This window comes from Nitrosospira sp. Nsp2 (genome assembly GCF_003050965.1).
Lineage (GTDB): Bacteria > Pseudomonadota > Gammaproteobacteria > Burkholderiales > Nitrosomonadaceae > Nitrosospira.
The window spans coordinates 43,031-67,624 of the sequence record NZ_QAOU01000001.1 but is presented as its reverse complement, the minus strand read 5'-3'; the positions used below and the strand labels follow the sequence as shown (position 1 = coordinate 67,624).

Below are 24,594 nucleotides of genomic sequence, written 5' to 3'. Positions count from 1 at the left end.
CGAACCGCGCATGATAAACCAGCACGGACAAAACCGAAACCCTGAGGAAGTTCAAGCCATCGCAAACTCGTTCAACTCATCGAACAATGCCAGCTTTCGCGAGCTGATACTTATCGGCCCGGGCCATGCTCATGTCCTGCTGCTGCGGAAGTTCGGCGACAACCCCCTGGGGAATGTTCACGTGACGCTGATAAGCGACGTCGAGCATGCGGCTTATTCGGGGATGCTGCCGGGTCATATCAGCGGCATCTACACCCGCGATGAAATGATGATAGACCTGCGCCGCCTGTGCCATTTCGCAGGTGCCCGCTTCATTCACTCGGAAGCACGCGGAATCGATTTGAAGCGAAAACAGATCCTCGTCGACTTCAACCCTCCAACGTTGACTGCTGACGCAGTCTCCATCAATGTCGGCGGCACATCATGCATGGCAGGCGTAGCCGGTGCGGAAGCATGGGCAATTCCATCCAAACCCGTTCCGGAATTGCTGAGCGGATGGGCACGTGTCGAAGCAGCAGCACACTCGAAACAGAGTTTGCGAATCGTTGTCGTGGGCGGGGGCGCAGGCGGAGTGGAATTGGCACTAGCCATGCATTCGCGGCTGGGAGACAACGGAGCGTTTACCGTTATTCATGCCGGTCCGCATCTGCTGCCGGGATACCATCCGCGAACGCGACGTATTGCCGCCGAGGTTCTGGGCATCCGCAAGGTGTCCGTCATCACGGACCGCCGAGTGGTGGAGGTCATGCCGGATAGCGTTCGCCTTGATACCGGAAAAACCATTGCCGCCGACTTCGTCTTTTGGGCCGCGCAAGCCGCGCCTCCCGCGTGGCTGGCTGAAAGCGGACTGGAAACCACGATTGAAGGCTTCGTTCGAGTCACCCCCACACTTCAGACAATAAGCCATCATTGGATCTTTGCAGCGGGGGATGTGGCTGCCATCGAAAATCGGAGACTGCCGAAGTCCGGTGTCTTCGCGGTGCGCATGGCTAAACCGCTGGAGCGCAACCTGCGCGCTTATTTCGCGGGCGCGCCGCTGGGGGCCTATAAAACGCAACGCCACAGTCTTAGCCTTATCGGCACCGCGGATGGACGCGCCATTGCGTCATACGGGCCCTTGGCCGGCCACTCTGCGCTTTTCTGGCGATTGAAAGACTGGATCGATCGTCGCTTCATGAAGCAGTTCACAGGGCTTACCCGATAGTCCTACTCAGGGAAATGCCGGTATGATAGGTTCGGTCCCTTCAATATCCACTTCCGGCAAATGTTGTTTTATCTTCGCCTCGATCTCAGCAACGCGGTTTTTTGGCACATCAGCCAACACCAGTAGATGTCCTGACTCGATAGCCTGTTCGAACTGCTTGATCCTGGAACTGGGCGTGCTGACCCCTATCAGACTCCCGGCCCATGCACCTACTCCCGCGCCGACCAGCGCGCTCCCCAGCAAAACCCCGCCGGCAATTACCGTGGAAGCAGGAGGAAGCGCGACTGCAACCAGTCCCGCAAGCGCGCCGGCCGATCCGCCCACTGCGAGCCCACGTTCTACCGCCGGGACAAAATCGCTTTTTTGAAGCAGGTTCGCCTCAGGCAGATCCTCCAGTTCCGTGCCGCGCTTGGCGACCACATGAATGTGCCGCTCCTCGATTCGAGCCAACAGCAGGTCGTCGACTATACGTTTAGTGGTCTCAATATCGGGGGAAAGAAAATAGATTCGTCTCATCATGACCTCCTTAAAAGCATTAACAGGCAAATCAAGGCAGAGATTCAAACGGGCCTACTTCATCATAGACGCGTTGTACGAAAAAGCCAACCTCGTCGGTGTCCACTGAGCTTTTGGCCCAAAACATGCTTTTCCCCGTTCCGGCTCTCGGTACGGCAATCGCCAGAAGAAGACGTAAAAAAGCTTCCGCCGGATCGGCACAGAAGCGGCATCATTTGTAAATTGCCCGATTGATAAGTATACTATTCGGAAGCACAACAGAGAGCAGAGAGGACTCAATGAAGGATATGATAAAAACGCGTGCCGCGGTCGCCTGGGGCCCCGGGCAGCGTTTGGCTATCGAAGAAGTTGACCTGATGCCGCCGCAGCGAGGCGAAGTGCTGGTACGCATCGTCGCCACCGGCGTCTGTCATACCGATGCGTTCACGTTATCGGGCAAAGATCCCGAGGGCAAATTTCCCACTATTCTTGGTCACGAGGGTGGCGGTATTGTCGAGGCTGTAGGGGAAGGCGCCGCTACGGTCGCCCCGGGTGATCATGTCATTCCGCTCTATACTCCGGAATGCGGCAAATGCAAATTCTGCAAATCCGGCAAAACCAATCTATGCCAGGCAATCCGCGCCACGCAGGGGCAAGGGCTGATGCCCGACGGCACCACACGCTTTTTTAAAGACGGGCAACCCATCTATCATTACATGGGCACCTCAACCTTTTCAGAATACACAGTCATACCCGAGATTGCGCTCGCCAAAATCAACAAGGAAGCGCCGCTGGAAAAAGTATGCCTGCTCGGCTGCGGTGTGACCACCGGCATGGGCGCGGTGGCCAACACGGCGAAAGTAAAAGCGGGCGACACCATAGCCGTCTTCGGCCTGGGTGGCATCGGTCTGGCGGTAATCATCGGCGCGGTAATCGCCAAGGCCGGGCGCATCGTTGCCATCGACCTCAATCCCGGGAAATTCGAGATCGCGCGTAAACTTGGCGCGACCGATGTGGTCAACCCGGCAGATCACGACCGACCCATACAGGATGTCATCATTAAGATGACAGGAGGCGGAGTGGATTTCTCCTTTGAATGCATCGGCAATGTCAAAGTGATGCGCTCCGCTCTGGAGTGCTGTCACAAGGGCTGGGGGGAATCGGTGATCATAGGCGTGGCCGGCGCGGGCGAAGAGATCTGCACACGCCCCTTCCAGCTTGTGACGGGACGTGTCTGGCGAGGCTCGGCGTTTGGCGGGGTAAAGGGTCGAACCCAACTGCCAGGCTATGTGCAACGCTATCTTGATGGGGAGTTCGAACTCGATACCTTCATCACTCACACCTTCGAGCTGGGCGACATCAATAAAGCATTTGATCTCATGCACGAGGGGAAGTCTATCCGCTCGGTTATCCATTTCGACAAACAAGCCCGATAATAGGCGGAATCAGAACTGGAACGGGATTCAGACTATGCAAGTACTGCAAGTTCTCTCAACCCAGCGCTCGTTTGAGGGCTCGCAAGAGCGCTATCGTCACTTCTCAACCGCGCTGAATTGCGAAATGAATTTCTCGGTTTATCTTCCGCCCCGCAGTGGAAGCAAGCTGCCGGTACTTTACTGGTTATCGGGATTAACCTGTACCGACGAGAATTTCACCAATAAGGCGGGGGCGCAGCGCGTGGCTGCAGAACTCGGCATCATGCTGGTCGTCCCCGACACCAGTCCCCGTGGGGAAGGCGTGGCGGATGCCGAGAATGCGTATGATCTGGGGGTGGGCGCGGGATTTTACGTGAATGCGACCCAGGAACCATGGAGCCGCCACTACCGCATGTACGACTATATCGTCGACGAACTCCCGTCTGTGATCGAGGGCTCTTTTCCGACCAGCAACCGTCGTTCGATCAGCGGGCATTCGATGGGCGGACACGGCGCACTGGTCATAGCCCTACGCAACCCCCACCGCTATCGCGCAGTCTCCGCCTTTTCACCCATCGCCAACCCGACCAACAGCCCGTGGGGGAAAAAAGCATTCAGCCATTATTTGGGCAGCGATATCGAAAGGTGGCGGGACTATGACGCGACATTACTCATCGAGACGGCGGACCGATCCCAGCAACTACCAATATTGATCGACCAGGGCGACGCCGACGAATTCCTGGCCGAGCAACTTAAGCCTGAACGATTCATCGCCGCTTCCGAGGCAGCGAATTATCCTGTGCAGTTCAATATGCGTGCGGGCTACGATCACAGTTATTTTTTTATCAGTACCTTCATCGAAAGCCATCTGCGTTTTCACGCCGAAGCGCTTCGGAGGTGATTCACTTCACGCGGATACGGGTCCCGCTTACTGATAACGTCCTTTGTCCCCAAACAAGGTGGGAATGTTCGCGGTGAGTATCCGTTGAATAATGCGCATAAATCGGGTTCTGTCACTCACCCTTCATAATTACTCATTTTTGAGGTAGCGCATAGCTTCACTACTGGCTCTCAGCACAAAGAACGCGGTTGCAACCTCACTGCCGATCAGAATTCGGGTAGGGTGACGCATGCGGTTCCATTCATAGGCTCGGTAAGGATGGCTGCCTCTGCCTTCCCCCGTCGCCTGGCTCAGAACCTTCAGGCCAGCAGCAATTACTCCGTCATGTCTCGGCTCATATTCCAGCAGCGCGAGCGCAGATACTGCCAAGGCGGCATCGAAGGCGTTGAGGGAATACCCGATTAACTCATCCTTGCAATACTGCTGAGCAATCTTGCGCATGTCTTCAATTTTTTTGTCAGGGTCAAGGATACGTTTATCTATATCAGTGAGTGTCGTGTAAGTCCGATACATACGCCCCAAATAATAGACATACATTTCCGGCAAATAATATTTGAGGGCCGTTTCATGGTGAAAATTACCGCTTACGAAGGCTCGATAATGAAAATCAAGCAACCGCTGTAAAAAGACCAGGTTTTCACCCTCTAAAGCCAACCATTGTTTCCGGTTAACAAGAATGGCGTCTAGAATGTCCATGTTGTGACCGGGGCAAATCTCATTACCTAATACTTCCCTGATCATCCTGCCGTCTTCGTTCTTGAACGTTTTATCAAACCATATCGGCACGGCACCCTCGTAATCCAACGGGCGGGTGATCTGAATGGTGGGTGGATTCGAGTTGTATTTGCCTCCTACCTGGTACTCACCAATAATTTTCACCCAAGGGTAAGCCAAAAGCGACTCACAACTTTCGAGAAGCCCTCCGTCCACGGCCAACTGCTCCCTCTGCACAAAGTCAAGCCACTTTCTCGCCATCGCTAACGTGAGAAAGGTTGTATCCGTATCCGGAACGTAATCGCCGAATCCCAGGTTCCGTTTCTTTTGCAGGGCTTCTTCGGACAGCCGACAAAGAGGTCTCCCCTCTTCATCTTTCGGCAAGCACGTAATAGCTGGGTGCCGAATGAGATTATTCGGTGTTTCGAGCCACTCTCGACTGCTACACACACAATAACGCAGTAGATTTTCGAGAATCGGGATAATGCGAGGATAATGCTGGCGTCGCGAAGCCTCCAAGCTTAAAAACACAAGCAGATGTTCGAAAAAATTGACATCTGAAAACGCGATTCTGTGCCAGATCCAGGCAAAGGACGTTGACATAGGCTCGCAAATCCCACGATAAGGCCTGCGGATGAGCCTGAGTCTGGCGGGGTTCGTCATTAGAAAGCATCGTATTAGCGCAAATAACAACGAAATGTTTTTATATTCGAAGGAGCCTACCCCCTGTAGTACGTTGATAAAATTTTTACCATCCATATGGTCATCGCCCGACAGCTCGACCTGCGCAGCAACTGGAAACCAGGGATCATTCTTATCTTTATCCCAAATCCGTAAAATGTCTTGTAGACAGTTATCGATCATCTTCTGCATTTCTGTTTGAGTCGGTTCGCTGTGGACTCGCTCAGTCTTTTCGCGTTTCTGCCAACGAGGGCTTTCGATGCCATCAAGAAGTCGACTCAAGGGACGAAAGGTTGTTTCGATCCATAGGGGATCGTGCCAGTTGTCAATGCTAGCCTGCATGGCTTTACGCATCATCTCCTGATAATGGGATACTTCTGTTGCCCCTATAGCAGGATGACGACAACCATTAAGGATCACGTACTTTAGAAAGGGATGGCCCGCTAGATCTCTGTATATGGCTCTAAGATTGCGTCCCGCCGGGGTAACGCACTCTCCGTCAAGGATCGGCTGATCACAGATGTCATAGAGGTTCGCGTGTCTTGTCATAGCTTTTCGTTCCTTTATAACAATGTCCCCGCATAGTGCGGATTGAACAAGTCGTTAAACAAGTACTGACAATGAACTGACCGCTTCAGACTGATTGCGGTTTGGATATGTATAAACGCCGGAACCCGAGGAATTTTTGATAAGGGAACCCGGATTTATTCCTCATATTTTTCCTAAGCAGAATTGCATCAGAGTCGTCTCTATATTAGTAAATCTCCAGACCCATTGATCTCTCGATCAGGCTTCGATGTTTTTTGTTTAGTGGAATATTAGAAAAAGTCTCTCGATAGGACCACTGGCATAGGAAAACTGACAAGTAGGTGGATGATTTACGTTAGAAGGGGGCTAGCCGCACGAGCGACGATGCAATCCGCCGCTCTGCGCATAAATTCCTTCTTTTTAGCTTTCAGGTCGCCTTGCTTATGGGGCGGCAAACGCCCCTCCCCCTCCTGTATAATTATTTCTTTTTGGAATAACGCCATGGAAGCGGAACAACTCAACGCGATCGTAAACCAGCTCGATGATCTCGATCACCGGGCCGTGGAATTGCGGAGGTATCTTTGACTTCGATAGCAAACAGACGCGGCTGAACGAACTCACCCGGCTGACCGAAGACCCCGCCATCTGGGAGGACAATAAGCGCGCCCAGGAACTGGGCCGGGAAAAGAAGGCGCTGGAGAGTATCGTTGTTACATTGGAAACAGTCGGACGGCAACTGCACGATGCGCGAGACTTGTTCGAGATGGCTCGGGAAGAGGATGACGACGCCGCACTGCTGAGTATCGAACGCGATATCGGGCAACTGGAAAAGACCGTGGCGGATATGGAATTCCGTCGGATGTTCTCCAGCCCGATGGATCCCAATAATTGCTTCGTGGACATTCAGTCCGGCTCTGGCGGCACCGAGGCACAGGACTGGGCAGCAATGCTGGAACGCATGTATCTGCGCTATAGCGAACGCCGCGGTTATAGTGTAGAAATAATGGAAGAGTCGCCGGGGGAAGTTGCGGGTATCAAAAGCGTAAGTCTCAAGATATCCGGGGAGTATGCCTATGGCTACCTTCGCACTGAGACCGGCGTGCACCGCCTGGTGCGGAAGTCCCCGTTCGATTCCGGAAATCGCCGCCATACTTCCTTTGCCAGCGTATTTGTTTACCCCGAAGCGGATGAGACGATAGACATTGAAATCAACCCGGCGGATCTCCGCGTGGATACCTTCCGGGCGTCGGGCGCCGGAGGCCAGCATATCAACAAAACCGATTCGGCTGTTCGAATCACCCACAACCCCTCCGGGATTGTAGTGCAGTGCCAAAGCGGCCGTTCGCAACACCGCAACCGGGCAGACGCAATGGCGATGTTGAAATCGCGCCTGTATGAGGCCGAATTGCGCAAGCGCAATGAAGAGAAGCAGGCGGTCGAAGACAATAAAACCGACATCGGCTGGGGCCACCAGATCCGTTCTTACGTGCTGGACCAGTCACGCATCAAGGACTTGCGAACCGGGGTCGAAACCGGCAATACGCAGGCTGTACTTGATGGGGCGTTGGACGATTTCATTGCCGCGAGTTTGAAACAAGGCATATAAATAAGACATAAAAGGAGAGCCGAACGTGGCAGATGACGCCTTGGAAAAAAATCCGGATGAAACACTCGATCGGCTTCACGTAGAAATCAAGCTTGTCGAAGAGCGCCGCGCCAAACTTGCAGCGCTGCGTCAAGCGGGCAATGCTTTTCCCAACGACTTTCGCCGCGATGATCTTGCGCAGGATCTCCACCGGGAATATGGGGATTATTCCAACGAAATGCTGGAAGAGGCGCCTCGGACTGTCAGCGTGGCCGGCCGCATGGTATTGAAGCGGGTCATGGGGAAGGCGAGCTTCGCCACGATTCAAGACATGAGCAGCCGCATTCAACTCTATATCGCGATTGATTCAGCCGGGGCGGAGACACAGGCGGCGTTCAAGCATTATGACCTCGGCGATATTCTCGGGGCTCAGGGCACACTGTTCAGAACCAGAACCGGCGAGCTATCCGTGCGAGTGACCAGCCTTCGGTTGCTGACAAAATCGCTGCGCCCACTCCCGGAAAAATTTCATGGCCTGGCCGATCAGGAACAGAAATATCGCCAGCGTTATCTCGACCTCATCACCAACGAGAATAGCCGCAACGTTTTTATCGCCCGCTCACGCATTATTCAGTCCATCCGTGAGTCTCTGGTCGCGCGCGGTTACCTGGAAGTCGAGACGCCGATGATGCATCCCATCCCCGGTGGCGCGGCGGCGCGTCCTTTTGTCACGCACCATAACGCGCTGGATATGGAATTGTACCTCCGCATCGCGCCGGAACTTTATTTGAAGCGGCTTGTTATCGGCGGTATGGAGCGGATATTCGAAATCAACCGCAGCTTCAGGAACGAAGGCATTTCGACGCGGCATAATCCCGAGTTTACGATGCTGGAATTCTACGAAGCCTATCGGGACTACGCCTACTTGATGGATTTAACCGAAGCCATGCTGCGGGAAATTGCTCTCAAGGTGTCGGGCACCACGAGAATCGTCTATCAGGGCCGCGAAATTAATCTTGCGCAGCCCTTTGGGCGGCTTACCATTACTCAGGCTATCCGGAAGTTTCACCCCGATATAACCGATGTGCAACTCGCCGATCGTGCCTTCGTGATTGCCAAGCTAAAGTCGCTGGGTGTCGCGTATAAACCGGAGGACGGTATTGGCGCCCTGCAGCTCACCTTGTTTGATGAAACCACCGAGCATTTACTGTTTGAGCCGGTTTTTATTATCGATTATCCGGCCGAGGTCTCCCCCCTAGCACGGCGCAACGACTTGAATCCCGCAATAACCGACCGGTTTGAGCTCTATATTGCCGGACGCGAAATCGCCAATGGTTTTTCTGAACTGAACGACCCGGAGGATCAGGCTGCACGCTTCCAGGAACAGGCCAGCGCCAAGGAGGCTGGTGATGAGGAGGCGATGCATTACGACGGCGATTATATCCGAGCGCTGGAATACGGCCTGCCTCCCACAGCTGGCGAAGGCATCGGCATCGACCGGCTCGTCATGCTTTTTACCGATAGTCCGAGTATTCGCGATGTGATTCTGTTTCCGCAACTGCGACCGGAAGACTAATCCGTCAGATCCTCCGGCGGAAGCCATTTTGGTCTCGATATATATATTGGATCATTCGCATTCTCCGGAAATCCTGCCTCGGTATAAATAGGGCGGTCATTGTTTTGTGACGGAAGAGGATGAGATAACGCCTCTCCCTCAACACGCCCCATCGGGCCGATCACGGCCTTCAAAAATCCTGCCTGACGTGTGCGCGGCCGTTGGTACGGCATGCACAGGAGGGTTCCAACGGTTCAAATCGTCATCACGTTGCCCCTCTACCCTGACGTACCTCTTCTACCATTCCCGTAGCAACACAACGAAATTCCTTGCCTCAAGCAGGTAGCGCCTTCCCAGAACACATACTCTATGGGGGTATTGACATATACCCTATTGGGGTATATATTAAAAGCAAAGCTTCTAATGGAATTTCCTTAATTCGATAGCAGGAGTTGCTGAATCCAGGCTCCGGGACTTGCGAGGAACAAATTCCGCGAGGGGATTTCCTGAAGACAGTCTGTGGTTCGGCCAAAAGGATGCGACGATGAATAAATCCACACATCTGAAGATCAAAGGCATGCATTGCACGGGGTGCGAGGAAACTATCGAGAATGCAATCGTTGGTTTGCCGGGAGTGCAGAAAGTAAAAGCGGATTATGTCAAGCAGACGGTTGATGTCGAGTTCAACAGCAAGCTCATCGGCGATGCCGGGATTCGCCTTGCGATCGAAGAAAAGGGATACGAGTTCGAAGGCGCAGCCACGTCCCCACTGGGCAATCTGCGAAGCGCGTTCATTTTCCTGCTCTTCCTGCTGGTAGTGGGTGGTATTACGGTCTGGGGCAAGAGCATGATCCCCGGCCTGGTAGGAGAGATGAGCCCCAATCTCGGCCACGCCATGTTGTTTTCCATCGGATTTTTTACCGGTTTTCATTGCATCGGCATGTGCGGCGGGTTTGTCGTCGGCTATGCATCCGTGGGTGGGCCGCAATCTGTTGCTTCCACCGCGACGCGCCATCTGATGTATGCCACGGGCAAGACGGCCTCTTACGCCGCTATTGGAGGCACTTTGGGTTTACTCGGCTCAGTCGTGACCTTTACCCCGTACATGCGAGGTGTCATCAGTATTGCAGCCAGCATTTTTGTAATAATTTATGGCCTGAAAATGCTGGATGTATTTTCGGCCCTACGGGGTTTCACCCTGCGCTTGCCTCACTTCGTGACGAAAGGGGTGGCGAATGAGCTTCGGGACCAGCGCAACCCGCTGGTAATCGGGTTGTTGAACGGTTTCATGCTGGGCTGCGGTCCCTTACAGGCCATGTATATCACCGCCGCCGGCACGGGCAGCCCCCAGGAGGGAGCGACGATGCTGTTCTTCTTTGGCCTCGGTACGCTTATACCACTCATGAGCTTCGGCTTGATCGCCAGTAGCGTCCCTCGCCGTATCCTGCGCCAACTGGTGCTCGCGTCAGCGGTCCTCGTTATTGCCATGGGCTTGATGATGGCGGATCGTGGATTAAAATTGACTGGCTCCGGTTACGACTTCAACTCGCTGACATCCCCCTCGCAGCAGCTCAGGCCAGTGAATGGGCCCGCACATGGACCCCGTGACAAGCCCGCGAATAATTACCTTGAATCATCTGCATCAGGCAACACGATGCGGTAGCGACGAGCGAAACCCCAACAAGACTAACTTGCCGGTTATTCATTTTCTTTCAAGAGATTGATCACGCATGAACTCATTCGCGTTAAAACAAATAGAGCTGCCGATCGAGGGCATGACTTGTGCCGCATGCGCAGCACGTATCGAAAGAAACCTGAATAAACTCCCTGGCGTGCGCGCGGCTGTCAATTTTGCCAATGAGAAAGCACGGATTGAGTTTGACGCTACCGCAACTCTCCCCGAAGACTTGGTGCGTTCGATCGAAAAAGCGGGATTCCAGGTTGTGCCTCAATCCGTACAGCTGCAAATCACCGGGATGACGTGTATCGCCTGCAGTGGCCGTATCGAAAAGGCGCTGAACGCACTGCCGGGAGTCACTGCGACCGTCAACCTCGCCACTGAGATTGCCCACGCGCGTTTCAACCCTGGCGCCGCATCAGTGGAAGATCTGATCGCGGCGGTTACCCGAACCGGTTTTGGCGCGACCGAAATCAGCGAAGCCAGCCATGCCGAAGAGAAAGCGCGCAGGCGTGCCAATTACCAGGTGGAGCTCCGCATGTTCTGGATTTCGGCTGCGCTGAGCCTCCCCTTAATGCTTCAGATGATCCCCATGTTCTGGGGCGACCATATGGAACTGCCGCGGGGCCTGCAGTTGCTGCTGGCGACGCCGGTCCAGTTCTGGGTGGGAAGACGCTTCTATATCGGCGCGTGGAATGCGTTGCGCGGGGGCGGCGCCAACATGGATGTCCTGGTGGCGCTGGGTACCAGCATGGCATATTTGTTCAGCTCGGCAGTGACGTTGCTGGGGCTGGATCAACATGTCTATTTCGAAGCAAGCACGGCCATCATCACACTGGTGCTGCTGGGCAAATTGATGGAAGCCCGCGCTAAAAGCAAGACTTCCGCAGCGATCGAGGAACTCGTCAAACTGCAACCCAAGACTGCTCGGGTAGAGCGTAACGGCGAGATAATCGAAGTGGAGGTAATCACGCTCAAGGTCGGGGACGTTTTTATCGTTCGCCCGGGCGAGAGCTTGCCGGTGGACGGCATCGTCATTGAAGGCGCCTCCAGTGTAGATGAGGCAATGTTGACCGGCGAAAGCATGCCCATTGCGAAGCGAGCAGATGCGAAAGTCTATGCAGCCACGGTAAATCAGCAGGGGTTGCTCAAGTGCCGCGCCACCGGCGTCGGCGCTCATACCCAGCTTGCTGCGATTATTCGCCTGATTGAGGAAGCTCAAGGCTCCAAGGCCCCGATCCAGCGGCTCGCCGATACTGTTTCCGGAGTATTCGTGCCGGTGGTGGTTTCCCTGAGCGTGCTGACCCTGCTCCTCACATGGGGGCTGGCAGGTGATTTCGTTCCCGCCCTCATCAACGCCGTGGCGGTACTGGTCATTGCCTGCCCCTGCGCATTAGGACTGGCGACGCCAACTGCAATCATGGTCGGAGTGGGGCGTGGCGCGCAGGCCGGAGTGCTGGTGAAAAACGCCGCGGCGCTGGAGCAGGCTGAAAAAATTCGGGTTCTGATCCTGGATAAGACCGGCACGCTAACGGAAGGGAGGCCCGCAGTAACGAATATCGTGCCGGCGGGATCAATTACGGAGCGCGAGCTGATGGAGGTTGCGGTTAGTCTCGAACAGGGATCGGAACATCCCCTGGCGAAAGCGGTAATGGAGCGGGCCGGCAGCGCAGGGATACGGCCGCGGGCAGTGAGCAATTTCAGAGCAATTGCTGGCAGCGGTATTACGGCGGGTATTGATGACGTCGAATACATGCTCGGCTCGCCCCGCTTTGCGAGAGAACATGGCGCGCACGTTGATGAAGAACTAATAGCTGTTCTTCAGGCCGAGGGTAAAACGGTCGTGTGCCTTTCCGAGGTAAACACTGCAAATGCGCCCACAACTGAAATTCTCGGCTATCTCGCCATTGCCGACCGGGTGAGGAGCACTTCCGCGCAAGCGGTAGCGCGACTGCAGGCAATGGGCATTGAAGTCATCATGCTGACCGGAGACAATCGCGCCACCGCAGCAGCTATCGCCCGGCAAACCGGCATCACGGAATATCGTGCCGAGGTGCTGCCCAGGGATAAGGCCGCAGAAGTACGCAAGATGAAGGAAAACGGAAAATTTACGGGCATGGTTGGCGACGGAATCAACGATGCGCCCGCCCTGGCCGCCGCCGATGTGAGCTTTGCCATAGGGGCAGGTTCAGATGTGGCAATTCAAGCCGCCGATATTACCCTCATGCGCGACGACCTGATGAGTGTGGCTGACGCCATCTCCCTCTCTCGCGCCACGCTTGGGAAAATCCGGCAGAACCTTTTTTTTGCTTTTATCTACAACGTGCTGGGCATACCGCTGGCGGCGGCAGGCTTACTCAGCCCCGTGATCGCCGGCGCGGCGATGGCAATGAGTTCAGTATCGGTAGTTAGCAACTCGTTGCTGCTGAAACGGTGGCGGACGGCGCCTGAGCCCGCTGTTGAGCAATCGATTTAACTTAACCGGAAAGGAGTCATGAAAATGCAAACAGAAATCATAAAAGTCAACGGAATGACCTGCATGGGTTGTGTCAACAGCGTGAAGAACGTGCTGGAGAAGATACCCGGTGTCAGCAGCGCGGATGTTTCTCTCGAACAGAAACAGGCAAAAATCGCCTACGACGGTGCAATAACCCATACCGATCAGTTAAAGAATGCGATCAAGGAGGCCGGTTTTGAAGTCGTCGGCTGACAAGAAGCCCTGCCATGCACCCGATATGGTGGTGCAACCGGACAAGGAAGCGTTGATAAAACGCCTCAATCGGATCGAGGGTCAGGTGCGTGGGGTGGCAAAGATGATTACCGAGGATCGTTATTGCGTGGATATCCTGAACCAGGTATCTGCGCTTCAGTCCGCGCTTGACGCCGTGGCGATGCGGTTGCTCGAAAACCATACTCATGGCTGCATGCAGGGGGCAATCAAGTCGGGCAAGGGAGACGAAGCGATCGATGAATTGATGATGGTGGTGCGGAAATTCGCCCGTTAGCGCCGGGTATTCCATATACATTTCCACCAATACAAGTACATTTCTATGCCCCTGAAAAGAACAGCACGAACGAAGGTCTCATGAAACGACTCTTTCTGACCGCTCTTTTGTTTATCGCGCATCCCGCTGGCGCAGCGGAAACACTCACGGCCAGCGCTCCCGACACCGTGGAGGAACGGGTGAAGCCCTGTATCGTCTGCCATGGTCCGGAAGATAAAAAGGGAAGAGATGCGTACTACCCGCGTATCGCGGGCAAGCCTGAAGGTTATCTTTTCAACCAGTTGCGTAATTTCCGCGATGGCAAGCGACACTATCAACCCATGGCCCTGCTGCTGGAAGGCTTGCCCGACCCATATCTGCGGGAAATGGCGGCGTACTTCGCTTCCCTGAAACAGGCCTTTCCTCCACCCGAGCCGATGAGGGCCTCGTCCGCGGAAATCGAGCTCGCTCGAAAGCTTGTGACCCGGGGTGATCCCACCCGCAAAATCCCTGCGTGCGTTGAGTGCCACGGTAAGGACCTGATGGGGACACCGCCTTTTATTCCTGGCTTACTCGGACTGCCCCGCGTCTACCTAATTGCCCAATTCGGCAACTGGCAGCATGGCGGTCTGATGCGGGGGCAGACTCCCGACTGTATGTCGGAAATTGCGAAACAGCTCACTACTAACGAGGCGAGCATTATTGCGGAGTGGCTGGCGGCGCAACCCGTGTCCGAAGCCCGGTTTAAGCGCGAGGAACCCGCGCCAACGCTTCCCGATGAACTGGCAAGGCGTTGCGCGAGCATCGTCCTGCAATCCGGGCTTCCACAATGAAACATATTGCCATCGCCGCTGCGCTTGCCGGACTCTTGGGTATCGGCCTGTTCCTGGCATCCGCTGATACGTCGTCCAGGATCGAAGAGAGCGAAAAATCGCCGATAGCGAAGGCGGATGACACGGCGGCAAGACAGTCCCTGCAAGCACGGGGCGCCTATCTCGCGCACGTCGGTAACTGCATGGGATGCCACACGACGCAGGGTGGGCGCCCGTACGCGGGAGGACATCGCCTCGTCACCTCCATCGGCACGTTCATCACGCCAAACATTACACCCGATTCGGAAACCGGGATTGGGCAGTGGAATGAAAATGACTTATGGCGGGCGCTGCACGATGGTAAAGGACGCCACGGCACCCCGTTGTATCCGGCTTTCCCCTACACGGAGTACACCAAAGTAACCCGCGAAGACTCCAATGCTATTTTCGCCTACCTCCAGTCCCTCACCCCCGTTCAGCGGAAAAATCCGCCGAGCCAGATCCGCTTTCCGTTCAGTCTCCGCCCGCTCATTTATATCTGGCGCGCCCTTTACTTTGACCCCGGCGCTTATCAGCCCGATTTGAAGAAAAATGATGAATGGAACCGGGGAGCATATCTGGTGCAAGGGCTTGGACATTGCAATGCTTGTCACACAACCCGCAATCCGTTGGGTGGGAGCCAGGGTGGGCTATTGGGAGGGGGGCAACTCATGGGTACCAACTGGTACGCGCCGTCCCTGACCTCGCTCCAGGAAGGCAGCACCTCAGACTGGCCGATCCAGGACATTGTTCAGTTGCTTAAAACAGGGTTGTCACCCCGCGCTGCCACTGCCGGCCCGATGGCCGATGTTGTCACCCAAAGTCTTCAGCATTTGAAGGAGGATGACGCCCGTGCCATGGCGGCGTATCTGAAATCGTTGCCCCCGGGCGATCCACGATCACGCGGGGTGGCACCTCCCCTCACCGAGGAGGTCGATAAGCTTCTTGCGCGAGGCGGGGAGATCTACAAAACACTTTGCGAAGATTGCCATGGCAACCTGGGGCAAGGCAGGCCGAACGCTTATCCGGCGTTGGCGGGAAACCGCGGAGTCACGCTGGCGTCGCCGACCAACGCGATTCGCAGCATTCTCTATGGTGGATATGCGCCCGTCACGGCAAGCAATCCACGTCCTTATGGCATGCCGCCATTCGCGCAGATCTTGCATGACGAAGAGATCGCTCTTGTTTTGTCGTACATCCGGAACGCATGGGGAAACCGCGGCAGCCTGGTTACAGCAATTGAAGTAGACCGAAGCCGGAAGGGTGCGCAATAAATACCGTGCCCAAGATGCCGGGCAAGGGAATAACGTCAAACCGAGCATTTAGCCCGGGAAAGTGATACAAGCTGTTTTGATGACTTGGGGACCGTTAATGGCAGCGGGGGTCCCAGGCAAAACGGGGCTAGGACAGTAGAAGAGGCCTGGGGTTTGTCCTGCCGGAGAGATGGGACTCATGTTGGGTTGACTTGATCGACTGTCTATCGAGAGAGTCCTTAAGCGTGAAGAAAAGCTACCCGCAATATCCATTATCCTGAAACCAGGTCATCGCGTCCTCAAGCGCCTCCGCCGCAGGCCGATATCGATACCCCAGTTCACGTACGGCCTTGTCACTGGAGTAAAACATTTTTTTTCGCGCCATGCGCAGGCTATCCATCGTCGCGCGCGGCTCGATCTGCGTAACCATAGCCATTTTTTCCATCAGCCACGCGGCTGGAAGGATCAGCTTCACGGGAAGGCTGAACCGTTTCGTCTGCTTGCCGCGAATCTGATCGATCATCTGGAGTATTTCCAATAACGTCATGTTTTCGCCGCCGAGTATATAGCGTTGCCCGGGTTTTCCATGCGCATGAGCCAGCAGATGGCCATGCGCAACGTCATCAGCATGGGCTATATTCAAACCTGTATTTACATATGCCGGCATCCGGTCACATAACGTATCCACCACGATACGGCCTGTTGGCGTAGGTCTGATATCTCGAGGCCCGATGGGCGTAGAAGGGTTCACGATAACCAGCGGCAGTCTATGCTCATCAGTCATCTGCTGAACAACTTGCTCGGCCATGAATTTGGAACGCTTGTAGTGTCCAGTCATGGATAAAAGACTCGAGGGCGTCTCCTCGGTGGCCGGGATGCCATCCTGATTTATTCCTAGCGTTGCCACGCTGCTGGTGTATATCATCCTTTTTACTCCGGCTTCGGCCGCCGCGAGTATCAATGCCTGAGTTCCCTTTACGTTGATCTCGTACATCGTTTCCGGGTTTGGAACCCAGAGGCGATAATCGGCGGCAACGTGGAACAAGCTATCACAGCCCGTCACCGCCCGCTTCAAAGATGGAGCGGATCGCAAATCTCCTTCGGAGAGTTCGACAGGCAACTTGTGGAGATTGCGCCGGTCGCTGCCCGGTCTTACCAGGCACCGCACTTCATGTCCGGCGTTTAGTAAACACCTTGCAACGGCCGAACCGACAAATCCATTTGCGCCCGTAACCAGTGCTTTCATCAACTTGATCCTTTTTCAGCTCCGGCTTCGTGTGAAAGAATCTGTGACGCGAAGCGACGATTGAACTTCGCATTGTGGTAGTGGTACACAGTTTTCACATCCTGGATTATAGAACCAGAGACAGAGCAGAGCTCAGCAATAGGTCAGTCGGACCATTGGAAGAGACGATATGTCGCCACGTTCTGCGCGCCAAACTGATGCCGGCCCGGCGCTTACGTGCCCCGCGCTGCAAGGTGCTTCTCTACATCCTCTTTGCTGAAACCCAGCGCAGCGGCCACGCGATCCGCGTGGCTCACCCGCGAAACTCCAGGGATCAGACGATAGGTTGGGCCCTGGGGCAGAAACTCGCCCTGCAGGTACCGCCCGATGCCCTTGTCCTGCAAGCGCTCACACAGCTCGTGGTTATGTGTCACCAGCAATGTGCTTGCCCCCAGCTGGTAGAAGCCTGCAAGGACATACTCCGACAGTTCCATTTTCTCCTCAAACGTCGTTCCCTCCGAAAGCTCATCCAGCACGACGAGGCTGCGCGCTGTTGAGCTGAAGAAAATTTCGCGCGTGCGTTTCAGTTCGTGGGCAAAACGTCCCATCCCCTCGTCCAGGTGCCCGGGATCGGGCACCTGGTAGAAAATATGTTCCGCCAATACCATACGCGCGGTCGAGGCGGGAATATAGCAGCCGATCTGGCCAAGCAGCTGAATCTGGGCCACGGTCTTGCAGTAGGCTGTCTTGCCGCCGCTATTGGGTCCGGTGATGACTAGCAGCCGTCCCGCATCATCAAGTTCGATATCGTTAGGCACATAGTTGGGATTGGCCCGGGCAAGCAGAGGGTTTCTGGCTTCGGTGGCACTAAGCGAATGGCGCTCGCTTTCCATTATTTCCGGAAGTGTCATCTTCCCGCTGAAGGCATGGGAATAACGATGAAAAGACAGGATTTCATCGATCATGCCCATTGTTTCAAGCAAACGCGCCAACTCGGGACTATGCCTGAACAGCTTTCGCAACGGATAGATGACAGAGTCGCGGTCTGAGGAGGCGATTGCAATCAAGATGACCGGAAGAATGGGTACTGCCAGCACAAGTATCCCATAACCCAGATATGCGATGCCAAAACCCGCCAGTAAACCCTGGAAAAAATAAAGGCCTGCGACCACCGCTGCCAGGATCAAAAAGATCGGCAGAGGCTTGAACATCGACGGCCGGAAGCGTGGAATCGGCAAATAGCGGGGTTTCTCTTCGCCCGTCTTGAATTTTCCCTCTACTACATAAACGGGACCGCGTATCAGTGAATAAATACGCGACGTGCCGAAGTCGCGAATCGCTTTGAACAAGTCGCGCAAATATTCGCTCCGCGGCTGTGGCAAGGCCTGCGCCATCTCGACCAGATCAACAACGAAGCCCGTTCCATCGATGAACTGGTGATAGCCGTAGCCACTGAATTCCATTTCATCTTTTTTACCAGCTCCGGAACTATCGATAGCAAGACCGCCGGTAAACGTCCCGTAGAGCAATTGGTACAAGGACTGCTCACCCCGCGCCATTTCGTCGATAAAATTCCGTAGCGCGTCCCGAAAGGCGGGGTCGGACTCGAGCTCCCGTAGCGCCTCCTGTTTTTTTCGGGCCACTGCCACCTCCGTCCCTGGCCGGGCCAGCGAGCGGTAAAGAACCGACTGCCCCGCATGGGTAACCGCGTGATTGAGCGAGTCGAACAATTGATCGGTCTCTATCGCGTCGAATGTCTTGGCGTCGAGTATACCCTCGTCAGATCCCGCCGGACGGGTGTCGCGGACACCGGCCAACCGGTCGCCGCGCGACAGGAGAAATGGCTGATTCCAGTATGAATCGGGTAAGGCTGCCTCTTTCATGATCGGCCCTTCCTGGTGTCATGCCGCCATCCCGGTGAAACTGAAATGGCGCAGCGGCGACACGCAATCTCTTGTTTGAAAATCTAACACTCAACCCATTACGCGTCAACGACAGCGAGGTCCGGTCTGGATAAGCTTCGGCAAGGCACTTGCACGACGTTATTTCCTTCTGGGCCTGGGAAACTATCGCAACAATACGTTATTGATCTCTCTCACATCTTCCTCGTCCAATTCCCCCGCCTCCGCCTTCAACCTCAATCTTGACATGACAAAATTGTAGCGCGCCTGGGCCAGGTCGCGTCTTGCGGTATAAAACAATTGCTGTGCATTCAGTACATCCACCTCCGTTCTAACGCCCACTTCCTGTCCGAGCTTGGTGGAGTCCACCTGGCTCTGGGTAGATATCAACGCCTGTTTCAGCGCTTTTACCTGAGCCATTCCGTTGGTGACATTCAAATACTGCTGGCTTACCTGCAGGACGTTGTTACGCCGGGTATTGCTCAGATCCTGGAACACCTTTTCCTGCGTTGCCAACGCTTCGCGTACCCGTGATTGCGCTGCAAAACCTTGAAATATGGGAAAGCTGACCTGCACGCCGATCTCTTTTGATGTCAAGTCGCGCGGCAAGCCGGTTATCGTGCCCCCGACACCTTTCTGATCACTATATATTGCTACCAGATCCACGGTTGGATAGTGCCCAGCCTTGGCTCGCTCCACGTCCTGTTTGGCAATTTCGTACACTGCCTGTTGAACTTTGAATGCAAGGTTATTCTGCTCCGCCACCGTGATCCATTCCTGCATAGTTTGGTACTTCAGCGTCAACAGGTCAGAAGTATCTTCAGTGGGGCGTCGCAAATAATCCGGCATGCGGCCGATAATCTGTTGCAACCCGCGCTTGCGTATTTCCAGGTCATTCCTGGCAGCAATTTCCTGGGAGTGTATGAAATCGAAACGCGCCTGGGCTTCATGCGTATCCACGATAGTAGCTGTGCCGACCTGGAAGTTGCGCTTGGCCTGCTCCAACTGCTCGCCAATTGCCTTCAGCTGAGCTTGCGCCGCCTCCAGATTTACTTCTGCCACCAGGATATCGAAATACGCCTGCGCCACGCGCAGAATCAAGTCTTGGGCGGCAATGATGAACTGAGAATCCGCCTGTGCAACCTGAAGCTTGGATTGTTCATAGACCGCGAAATTTTCCATCCGAAAAATTGGCTGGGTTGCGGTGATCGTCAGGCTCTGGTTATCGATGACCACGTCTGACGGCCTTATCGTAGCGCCCACACCGATTCCTACGGCGCTCCCCCCTCCGATCTCGATCCATTGCCGGCGACGCACGAACGCGAGCGAGACGGTGGGAAGCAAGCCCGCCCTGCCCTGCGGTAATCTCTCCTGCGCAGCCGCGTGCGCGTGGCGTGCAGCACTGAACAGCGCGTCCTGTTCCTGTGCCTCACGATAGATTTCCATGAGATCGGAAGCACGTACCGGAGCATGCAAAGCGGCTCCAATTAGCAGTGCACAGATATATTGCGGAGCTTTCACGGTAATACCAGATATCTTGAGCTATGGGAAGATGCGAGCATCGGAGGTTTAGGTCGCGTCTGGGCAGCGGGCAGCCGTACAGACGCGCTATTCGTAAAGCCAGCCGGGAACGTCAAAAAGTAAATCTCGTCGGCTGTTGTGCGTTTCTTAGAGGAGTAATACAAGTCTCAAACAAACCAACTGTGTTGTAAGCGCCGGGTGCGCCTTCTTTTTCCTGTACCAGGCAATTGACAAGCGCAGCCTGCATTACCGGGGCATCACCTACTACCGCAAACATGCGCCCGCCGGCCCTGAGACTCTTCTGAAATGCCTCGGGCAAAACCGGGGTGGAGCCTGTGAGCACAATGACGTCATAAGGTCCGTGCCGGGGCCAGCCCAGCGCACCGTCTCCATTTTCAACCAGGACATTGGCAATACCATGAGCCTGAAGGTTTTTTTCTGCCATGGCCTTCAGTTCCGGCACAATTTCCACGCTATGAACATACTCCCCTTTTTTGGCCAGCAGCGCGGCCAGATAACCACTACCGCTACCCACCTCTAAAATCTTGTCCGTTTTTTTCACCTGCAATTCCTGCAGGATGCGTGCTTCGAGCTTGGGGGCGAGCATCACCTCACCGTATCCGAGCGGGATTTCCATATCTACAAATGCGAGAGAACGGTAGGCTGGAGGAACAAACTCCTCTCGCCGCAGTTCGAACAGTAATTTGAGAACTTCCTGATCCAGCACGTCCCATGGACGAATCTGCTGCTCCACCATGTTAAACCGGGTTTGTTCGAGATCCATGTCCAGCCCTATAAAATGTCATCATAGACTTGCAATTATTCCATATTTCCATTAGCTTCACAGCAGCAGCTAGGGGTCCACTCCCGAATGCGGGAGCTGGTGAGACAGTCCCTCAATACCTGACACGGATAATGCCGCCGTAGGGAAGCTGGGATTTTGTCGTCCCGCTCCTTCATGGCACATGGCACTCAAAGGAGCGTAACATGAATGCAACAGTTTTAGACGCCTCGCACCTCCCTTCGGCGTTTTCAAGCAAGACCGCCCGCGTGGACGAAGGAGCGGTCAAACCGTTACCCAATTCGCGCAAAGTTTATGTGGAGGGCTCCCGTCCTGATATCCGTGTTCCAATGCGGGAAATCAGCCAGTCCGAAACGCCCGCCAGCATGGGGGCGGAAGAAAATCCGCCTATTTATGTTTACGACACTTCCGGCCCTTACACGGACCCGGCAATAAATATCGATATACGGTCGGGCTTGGCGCCGTTGCGCGAAAGATGGATAGATGAGCGCCAGGATACCGAAAGACTCTCCGGTCCGGCTTCGGCCTATGGCAGACAACGCCTTGCGGATCCCAAGCTCGCCGAAATGCGTTTTGATTTAAGACGCCTCGCCCGTTGTGGTAAGGCAGGGGCAAACGTCACGCAGATGCACTATGCTCGTCGCGGCATCATTACCCCCGAAATGGAGTTTGTGGCCATACGCGAGAACCAACGCAGCGAACAATTCATTGCTGAACGGCGCGAATTACTGACGCGCCAGCACCCGGGCCATGATTTTGGCGCCTTTCTACCCCAGCATATCACCCCGGAATTTGTGCGCGACGAGGTGGCCCGTGGCCGCGCGATTATTCCTGCGAACATCAACCACCCTGAATCCGAGCCGATGATCATCGGGCGCAACTTTCTGGTGAAAATCAATGCCAACATTGGCAACTCCGCGTTAGGTTCAAGCATTCAGGAAGAAGTGGAAAAGATGACCTGGGCCATCCGCTGGGGCGGAGATACCGTGATGGACCTTTCAACCGGCAAGAATATTCACGAAACCCGTGAGTGGATCATTCGCAACAGTCCCGTGCCCATTGGCACCGTTCCAATCTACCAGGCGTTGGAGAAGGTAAATGGAAAGGCGGAAGACCTTACCTGGGAAATTTTCCGAGACACACTGATTGAACAAGCTGAACAGGGAGTGGACTACTTCACGATCCATGCGGGGGTTCGGCTCGCTTACGTTCCGATGACGGCAAAGCGCTTGACCGGAATTGTTTCGCGCGGCGGCTCGATCATGGCAAAGTGGTGTCTCGCTCACCACCGGGAAAGCTTTCTCTACACCCGCTTCGACGAAATTTGCGAACTCATGAAAGCCTATGACGTCAGCTTTTCTCTAGGTGACGGACTTCGTCCAGGTTCAATTTATGACGCCAACGATGAGGCCCAATTCGCGGAACTGAAGACGCTCGGTGAATTGACCCAGATCGCGTGGAAGCATGACGTGCAAGTGATGATCGAAGGGCCCGGCCATGTGCCCATGCACCTTATCAAGGAAAACATGGATCTGCAGTTGAAACACTGCGCGGAAGCGCCCTTCTATACATTGGGCCCGCTGACCACGGACATCGCGCCAGGCTACGACCACATCACATCCGCTATTGGCGCGGCCATGATCGGCTGGTACGGCACGGCCATGCTCTGTTATGTTACACCTAAGGAACACCTGGGCCTGCCCGATAAAGATGATGTGAAGGACGGCATTATCACTTATAAAATTGCAGCACATGCGGCGGATCTGGCCAAAGGGCACCCCGGCGCGCAAATTCGCGATAATGCGCTCTCCAAGGCCCGGTTTGAGTTTCGCTGGGCTGACCAATTCAACCTTAGCCTCGACCCGGATAAAGCAAAGCAATTCCATGACGAGACCTTGCCGCAGGAGGGCGCAAAGCTCGCACATTTCTGTTCCATGTGCGGCCCCCACTTCTGCTCGATGAAGATAACTCAGGATGTGCGCGACTTCGCCGCGAGCCAGGGAGTAAGCGAGCAGGAAGCGCTGAAAAAAGGCATGGAAGAGAAATCAATGGAATTTGCGGCTAAAGGCGGTGAAATTTACGGCAAGGCTTAACCAGCAATTGGCCCGAAACAACAGCAGGCGTCCCCTAATGTAAATGCATCGTTCGCGGGTGCTACGTACCCGTGAACGCCCGCACACCGTGATCGTGATGGAAGTCCCCTGCACCTCGTTGGTTGTACCCGGCTATTCGCGGCATTTCATCGCCATCGCTTGATAGAGTATCCGGTTGGCAGTTGGGCGTAAGAAGCGTCGCTAACAGGTATTCTTGAGCCTGAAGCAGGGTTCGATGCGATAATGACTAAAGTTGTCGCGACCTCGATTTTCTACATCCTATTTCTTTTGAATTGGAAAAGTCCATTGCCTGGGAATATATTTAACAAGGCCTGTTCGTCCGCGATCCGGCATCAACTCGCGTCGGCGCGATAGCTGCGAATGGACTGGCTATTGCTTTTCAAGGCCTTGATCCTCGGTGTTGTCGAAGGTCTGACCGAATTTCTCCCGATTTCCTCGACAGGCCACCTCATCCTGGTGAGCGACCTGCTCAACTTTAATGACGAGAAGGGCAAAGTATTCACTATTGTGATTCAGCTCGGCGCAATACTGGCGGTATGCTGGGAATATCGCGCGAAGATCGGAAGCGTTCTTGCGGACGTTGGCTCCCGACAGGATGCCAATCGCTTTGTTTTAAATATTCTGATCGCATTTCTGCCGGCGGCGATCCTGGGATTGTTGTTAATCAAGACCATCAAACAGTATCTGTTTCATCCGGTGCCCGTTGCCACCGCGTTCATCGTCGGAGGCTTCTTGATCCTTTGGGCGGAGCGCAGGAAGCACGTTGTGGAAGTCGAGCGAGTGGAAGACATGGATTGGAAACATGCGCTCAAGGTGGGATTAATGCAGTGCCTGGCGCTGATACCGGGCACTTCACGCTCCGGCGCAACCATTATCGGCGGGCTATTTTTCGGCCTGTCGCGCAAGGCCGCCACCGAATTTTCCTTCTTTCTCGCCATCCCGATCATGTTCGCGGCCACCTTCTACGATGTCTACAGAAGTCGCGACATTCTGCAGTTTAATGATGCCGGCGTATTTATGCTCGGGTTTGTCGCCTCGTTTGTCAGCGCGTTACTGGCTGTGCGGGGACTACTGCGTTTTATCAGTCACCACGATTTCACGGTTTTTGCATGGTATCGAATCGCATTCGGAATTGTGGTCCTGTTCACCGCCTACTCCGGGGCGGTAGAATGGTCGGCCGCCTAGCC

The 24,594-nt window shown here is 54.8% G+C and carries 19 protein-coding genes and 1 riboswitch; of the genes, 13 read left to right on the top strand and 6 right to left on the bottom strand.

Annotated elements, in window-relative coordinates:
* The first annotated feature begins 10 nt into the window (after positions 1–10).
* Positions 11–1,204: an FAD-dependent oxidoreductase gene (locus C8R31_RS00260; protein WP_107692102.1), complete on the top strand. Its 1,194-nt coding sequence runs from the start codon at positions 11–13 to the stop codon at positions 1,202–1,204.
* A 6-nt stretch (positions 1,205–1,210) separates the two neighbouring features.
* Here C8R31_RS00260 and C8R31_RS00255 read toward each other — a convergent pair whose 3' ends face one another.
* Positions 1,211–1,720 (bottom strand): DUF1269 domain-containing protein, encoded by a 510-nt coding sequence (locus tag C8R31_RS00255; protein WP_107692101.1) that lies wholly within the window; start codon positions 1,718–1,720, stop codon positions 1,211–1,213.
* Between the two features lie 287 nt (positions 1,721–2,007).
* On the opposite strand from C8R31_RS00255, the gene C8R31_RS00250 reads away from it, so the two are divergent.
* Together C8R31_RS00250 and fghA are read left to right on the top strand one after the other, a co-directional pair.
* On the top strand, positions 2,008–3,135 hold the full coding sequence (locus tag C8R31_RS00250; RefSeq protein ID WP_375136107.1) for an S-(hydroxymethyl)glutathione dehydrogenase/class III alcohol dehydrogenase: 1,128 nt from the start codon (positions 2,008–2,010) through the stop codon (positions 3,133–3,135).
* 43 nt (positions 3,136–3,178) lie between these two features.
* Positions 3,179–4,015, top strand: a complete 837-nt coding sequence (gene fghA / locus C8R31_RS00245) for an S-formylglutathione hydrolase (RefSeq protein WP_181320414.1) — start codon at positions 3,179–3,181, stop codon at positions 4,013–4,015.
* Between the two features lie 129 nt (positions 4,016–4,144).
* Here the strand turns inward: fghA and C8R31_RS00240 are convergent, their stop codons facing one another.
* A complete protein-coding gene (locus tag C8R31_RS00240) occupies positions 4,145–5,959 on the bottom strand; it encodes a hypothetical protein (RefSeq protein ID WP_107692098.1) in 1,815 nt (604 codons plus the stop codon).
* Between the two features lie 480 nt (positions 5,960–6,439).
* On the opposite strand from C8R31_RS00240, the gene prfB reads away from it, so the two are divergent.
* The 8 genes from prfB to C8R31_RS00195 all read left to right on the top strand — a co-directional run bounded on the left by prfB (position 6,440) and on the right by C8R31_RS00195 (position 15,865).
* Positions 6,440–7,544 (top strand): peptide chain release factor 2 gene (prfB, locus tag C8R31_RS00235; RefSeq protein ID WP_146164511.1). Its coding sequence is split into 2 segments (ribosomal slippage): positions 6,440–6,520 and positions 6,522–7,544, totalling 1,104 coding nucleotides; the frame shifts between segments, so codons are not numbered across the junction.
* A gap of 25 nt (positions 7,545–7,569) precedes the next feature.
* Positions 7,570–9,099 (top strand): lysine--tRNA ligase, encoded by a 1,530-nt coding sequence (gene lysS / locus C8R31_RS00230; protein ID WP_107692096.1) that lies wholly within the window; start codon positions 7,570–7,572, stop codon positions 9,097–9,099.
* A gap of 523 nt (positions 9,100–9,622) precedes the next feature.
* Complete coding sequence (locus tag C8R31_RS00220; RefSeq protein ID WP_219907414.1) at positions 9,623–10,741, top strand: sulfite exporter TauE/SafE family protein; 1,119 nt, start codon at positions 9,623–9,625, stop codon at positions 10,739–10,741.
* Between the two features lie 67 nt (positions 10,742–10,808).
* Positions 10,809–13,232 (top strand): heavy metal translocating P-type ATPase, encoded by a 2,424-nt coding sequence (locus C8R31_RS00215; RefSeq protein ID WP_107692094.1) that lies wholly within the window; start codon positions 10,809–10,811, stop codon positions 13,230–13,232.
* Between the two features lie 18 nt (positions 13,233–13,250).
* Positions 13,251–13,466, top strand: coding sequence for a heavy-metal-associated domain-containing protein (locus C8R31_RS00210; protein ID WP_258192465.1), 216 nt, complete (start codon positions 13,251–13,253; stop codon positions 13,464–13,466).
* On the top strand, positions 13,450–13,761 hold the full coding sequence (locus C8R31_RS00205) for a metal-sensitive transcriptional regulator (protein ID WP_308811255.1): 312 nt from the start codon (positions 13,450–13,452) through the stop codon (positions 13,759–13,761). Before C8R31_RS00210 ends, C8R31_RS00205 begins: the two co-directional genes overlap by 17 nt.
* 80 nt (positions 13,762–13,841) lie before the next feature.
* On the top strand, positions 13,842–14,573 hold the full coding sequence (locus C8R31_RS00200; protein WP_258192464.1) for a cytochrome c4: 732 nt from the start codon (positions 13,842–13,844) through the stop codon (positions 14,571–14,573).
* Positions 14,570–15,865 (top strand): cytochrome c, encoded by a 1,296-nt coding sequence (locus C8R31_RS00195; RefSeq protein ID WP_107692092.1) that lies wholly within the window; start codon positions 14,570–14,572, stop codon positions 15,863–15,865. Before C8R31_RS00200 ends, C8R31_RS00195 begins: the two co-directional genes overlap by 4 nt.
* Positions 15,866–16,100: 235 nt before the next feature.
* Here C8R31_RS00195 and hpnA read toward each other — a convergent pair whose 3' ends face one another.
* The 4 genes from hpnA to C8R31_RS00175 all read right to left on the bottom strand — a co-directional run bounded on the left by hpnA (position 16,101) and on the right by C8R31_RS00175 (position 21,275).
* Entirely contained in the window at positions 16,101–17,090 is a 990-nt protein-coding gene (gene hpnA, locus C8R31_RS00190) for a hopanoid-associated sugar epimerase (protein ID WP_107692091.1), read from the bottom strand.
* A 212-nt stretch (positions 17,091–17,302) separates the two neighbouring features.
* A complete protein-coding gene (locus C8R31_RS00185) occupies positions 17,303–18,952 on the bottom strand; it encodes a DNA mismatch repair protein MutS (protein WP_107692090.1) in 1,650 nt (549 codons plus the stop codon).
* 183 nt (positions 18,953–19,135) lie between these two features.
* Positions 19,136–20,491, bottom strand: coding sequence for a TolC family outer membrane protein (locus C8R31_RS00180; protein ID WP_258192463.1), 1,356 nt, complete (start codon positions 20,489–20,491; stop codon positions 19,136–19,138).
* Between the two features lie 112 nt (positions 20,492–20,603).
* Positions 20,604–21,275, bottom strand: coding sequence for a protein-L-isoaspartate O-methyltransferase (locus C8R31_RS00175; protein ID WP_107692088.1), 672 nt, complete (start codon positions 21,273–21,275; stop codon positions 20,604–20,606).
* A gap of 61 nt (positions 21,276–21,336) precedes the next feature.
* Positions 21,337–21,438: riboswitch (TPP riboswitch) on the top strand.
* A gap of 40 nt (positions 21,439–21,478) precedes the next feature.
* On the opposite strand from C8R31_RS00175, the gene thiC reads away from it, so the two are divergent.
* Together thiC and C8R31_RS00165 are read left to right on the top strand one after the other, a co-directional pair.
* Positions 21,479–23,386, top strand: a complete 1,908-nt coding sequence (gene thiC / locus C8R31_RS00170; protein ID WP_107692087.1) for a phosphomethylpyrimidine synthase ThiC — start codon at positions 21,479–21,481, stop codon at positions 23,384–23,386.
* A 381-nt stretch (positions 23,387–23,767) separates the two neighbouring features.
* Positions 23,768–24,592 carry an undecaprenyl-diphosphate phosphatase gene (locus tag C8R31_RS00165; RefSeq protein ID WP_107692086.1) on the top strand — a complete coding sequence of 275 codons (825 nt, stop codon included), beginning with the start codon at positions 23,768–23,770 and terminating at the stop codon, positions 24,590–24,592.
* Positions 24,593–24,594 lie beyond the last annotated feature (2 nt).

Excerpts from the sequence above, each read along its gene's own strand:
- C8R31_RS00255 (WP_107692101.1), bottom strand. The coding sequence starts at position 1,720 with ATGAGACGAATCTATTTTCTTTCCCCCGATATTGAGACCACTAAACGT.
- thiC (WP_107692087.1), top strand. The coding sequence starts at position 21,479 with ATGAATGCAACAGTTTTAGACGCCTCGCACCTCCCTTCGGCGTTTTCA.
- C8R31_RS00195 (WP_107692092.1), top strand. The coding sequence starts at position 14,570 with ATGAAACATATTGCCATCGCCGCTGCGCTTGCCGGACTCTTGGGTATC.
- C8R31_RS00185 (WP_107692090.1), bottom strand. The coding sequence starts at position 18,952 with ATGAAAGAGGCAGCCTTACCCGATTCATACTGGAATCAGCCATTTCTC.
- hpnA (WP_107692091.1), bottom strand. The coding sequence starts at position 17,090 with ATGAAAGCACTGGTTACGGGCGCAAATGGATTTGTCGGTTCGGCCGTT.
- C8R31_RS00260 (WP_107692102.1), top strand. The coding sequence starts at position 11 with ATGATAAACCAGCACGGACAAAACCGAAACCCTGAGGAAGTTCAAGCC.
- C8R31_RS00240 (WP_107692098.1), bottom strand. The coding sequence starts at position 5,959 with ATGACAAGACACGCGAACCTCTATGACATCTGTGATCAGCCGATCCTT.
- C8R31_RS00175 (WP_107692088.1), bottom strand. The coding sequence starts at position 21,275 with ATGGATCTCGAACAAACCCGGTTTAACATGGTGGAGCAGCAGATTCGT.
- C8R31_RS00200 (WP_258192464.1), top strand. The coding sequence starts at position 13,842 with ATGAAACGACTCTTTCTGACCGCTCTTTTGTTTATCGCGCATCCCGCT.
- C8R31_RS00220 (WP_219907414.1), top strand. The coding sequence starts at position 9,623 with ATGAATAAATCCACACATCTGAAGATCAAAGGCATGCATTGCACGGGG.
- C8R31_RS00215 (WP_107692094.1), top strand. The coding sequence starts at position 10,809 with ATGAACTCATTCGCGTTAAAACAAATAGAGCTGCCGATCGAGGGCATG.
- C8R31_RS00250 (WP_375136107.1), top strand. The coding sequence starts at position 2,008 with ATGATAAAAACGCGTGCCGCGGTCGCCTGGGGCCCCGGGCAGCGTTTG.
- C8R31_RS00210 (WP_258192465.1), top strand. The coding sequence starts at position 13,251 with ATGAAAATGCAAACAGAAATCATAAAAGTCAACGGAATGACCTGCATG.
- C8R31_RS00165 (WP_107692086.1), top strand. The coding sequence starts at position 23,768 with ATGGACTGGCTATTGCTTTTCAAGGCCTTGATCCTCGGTGTTGTCGAA.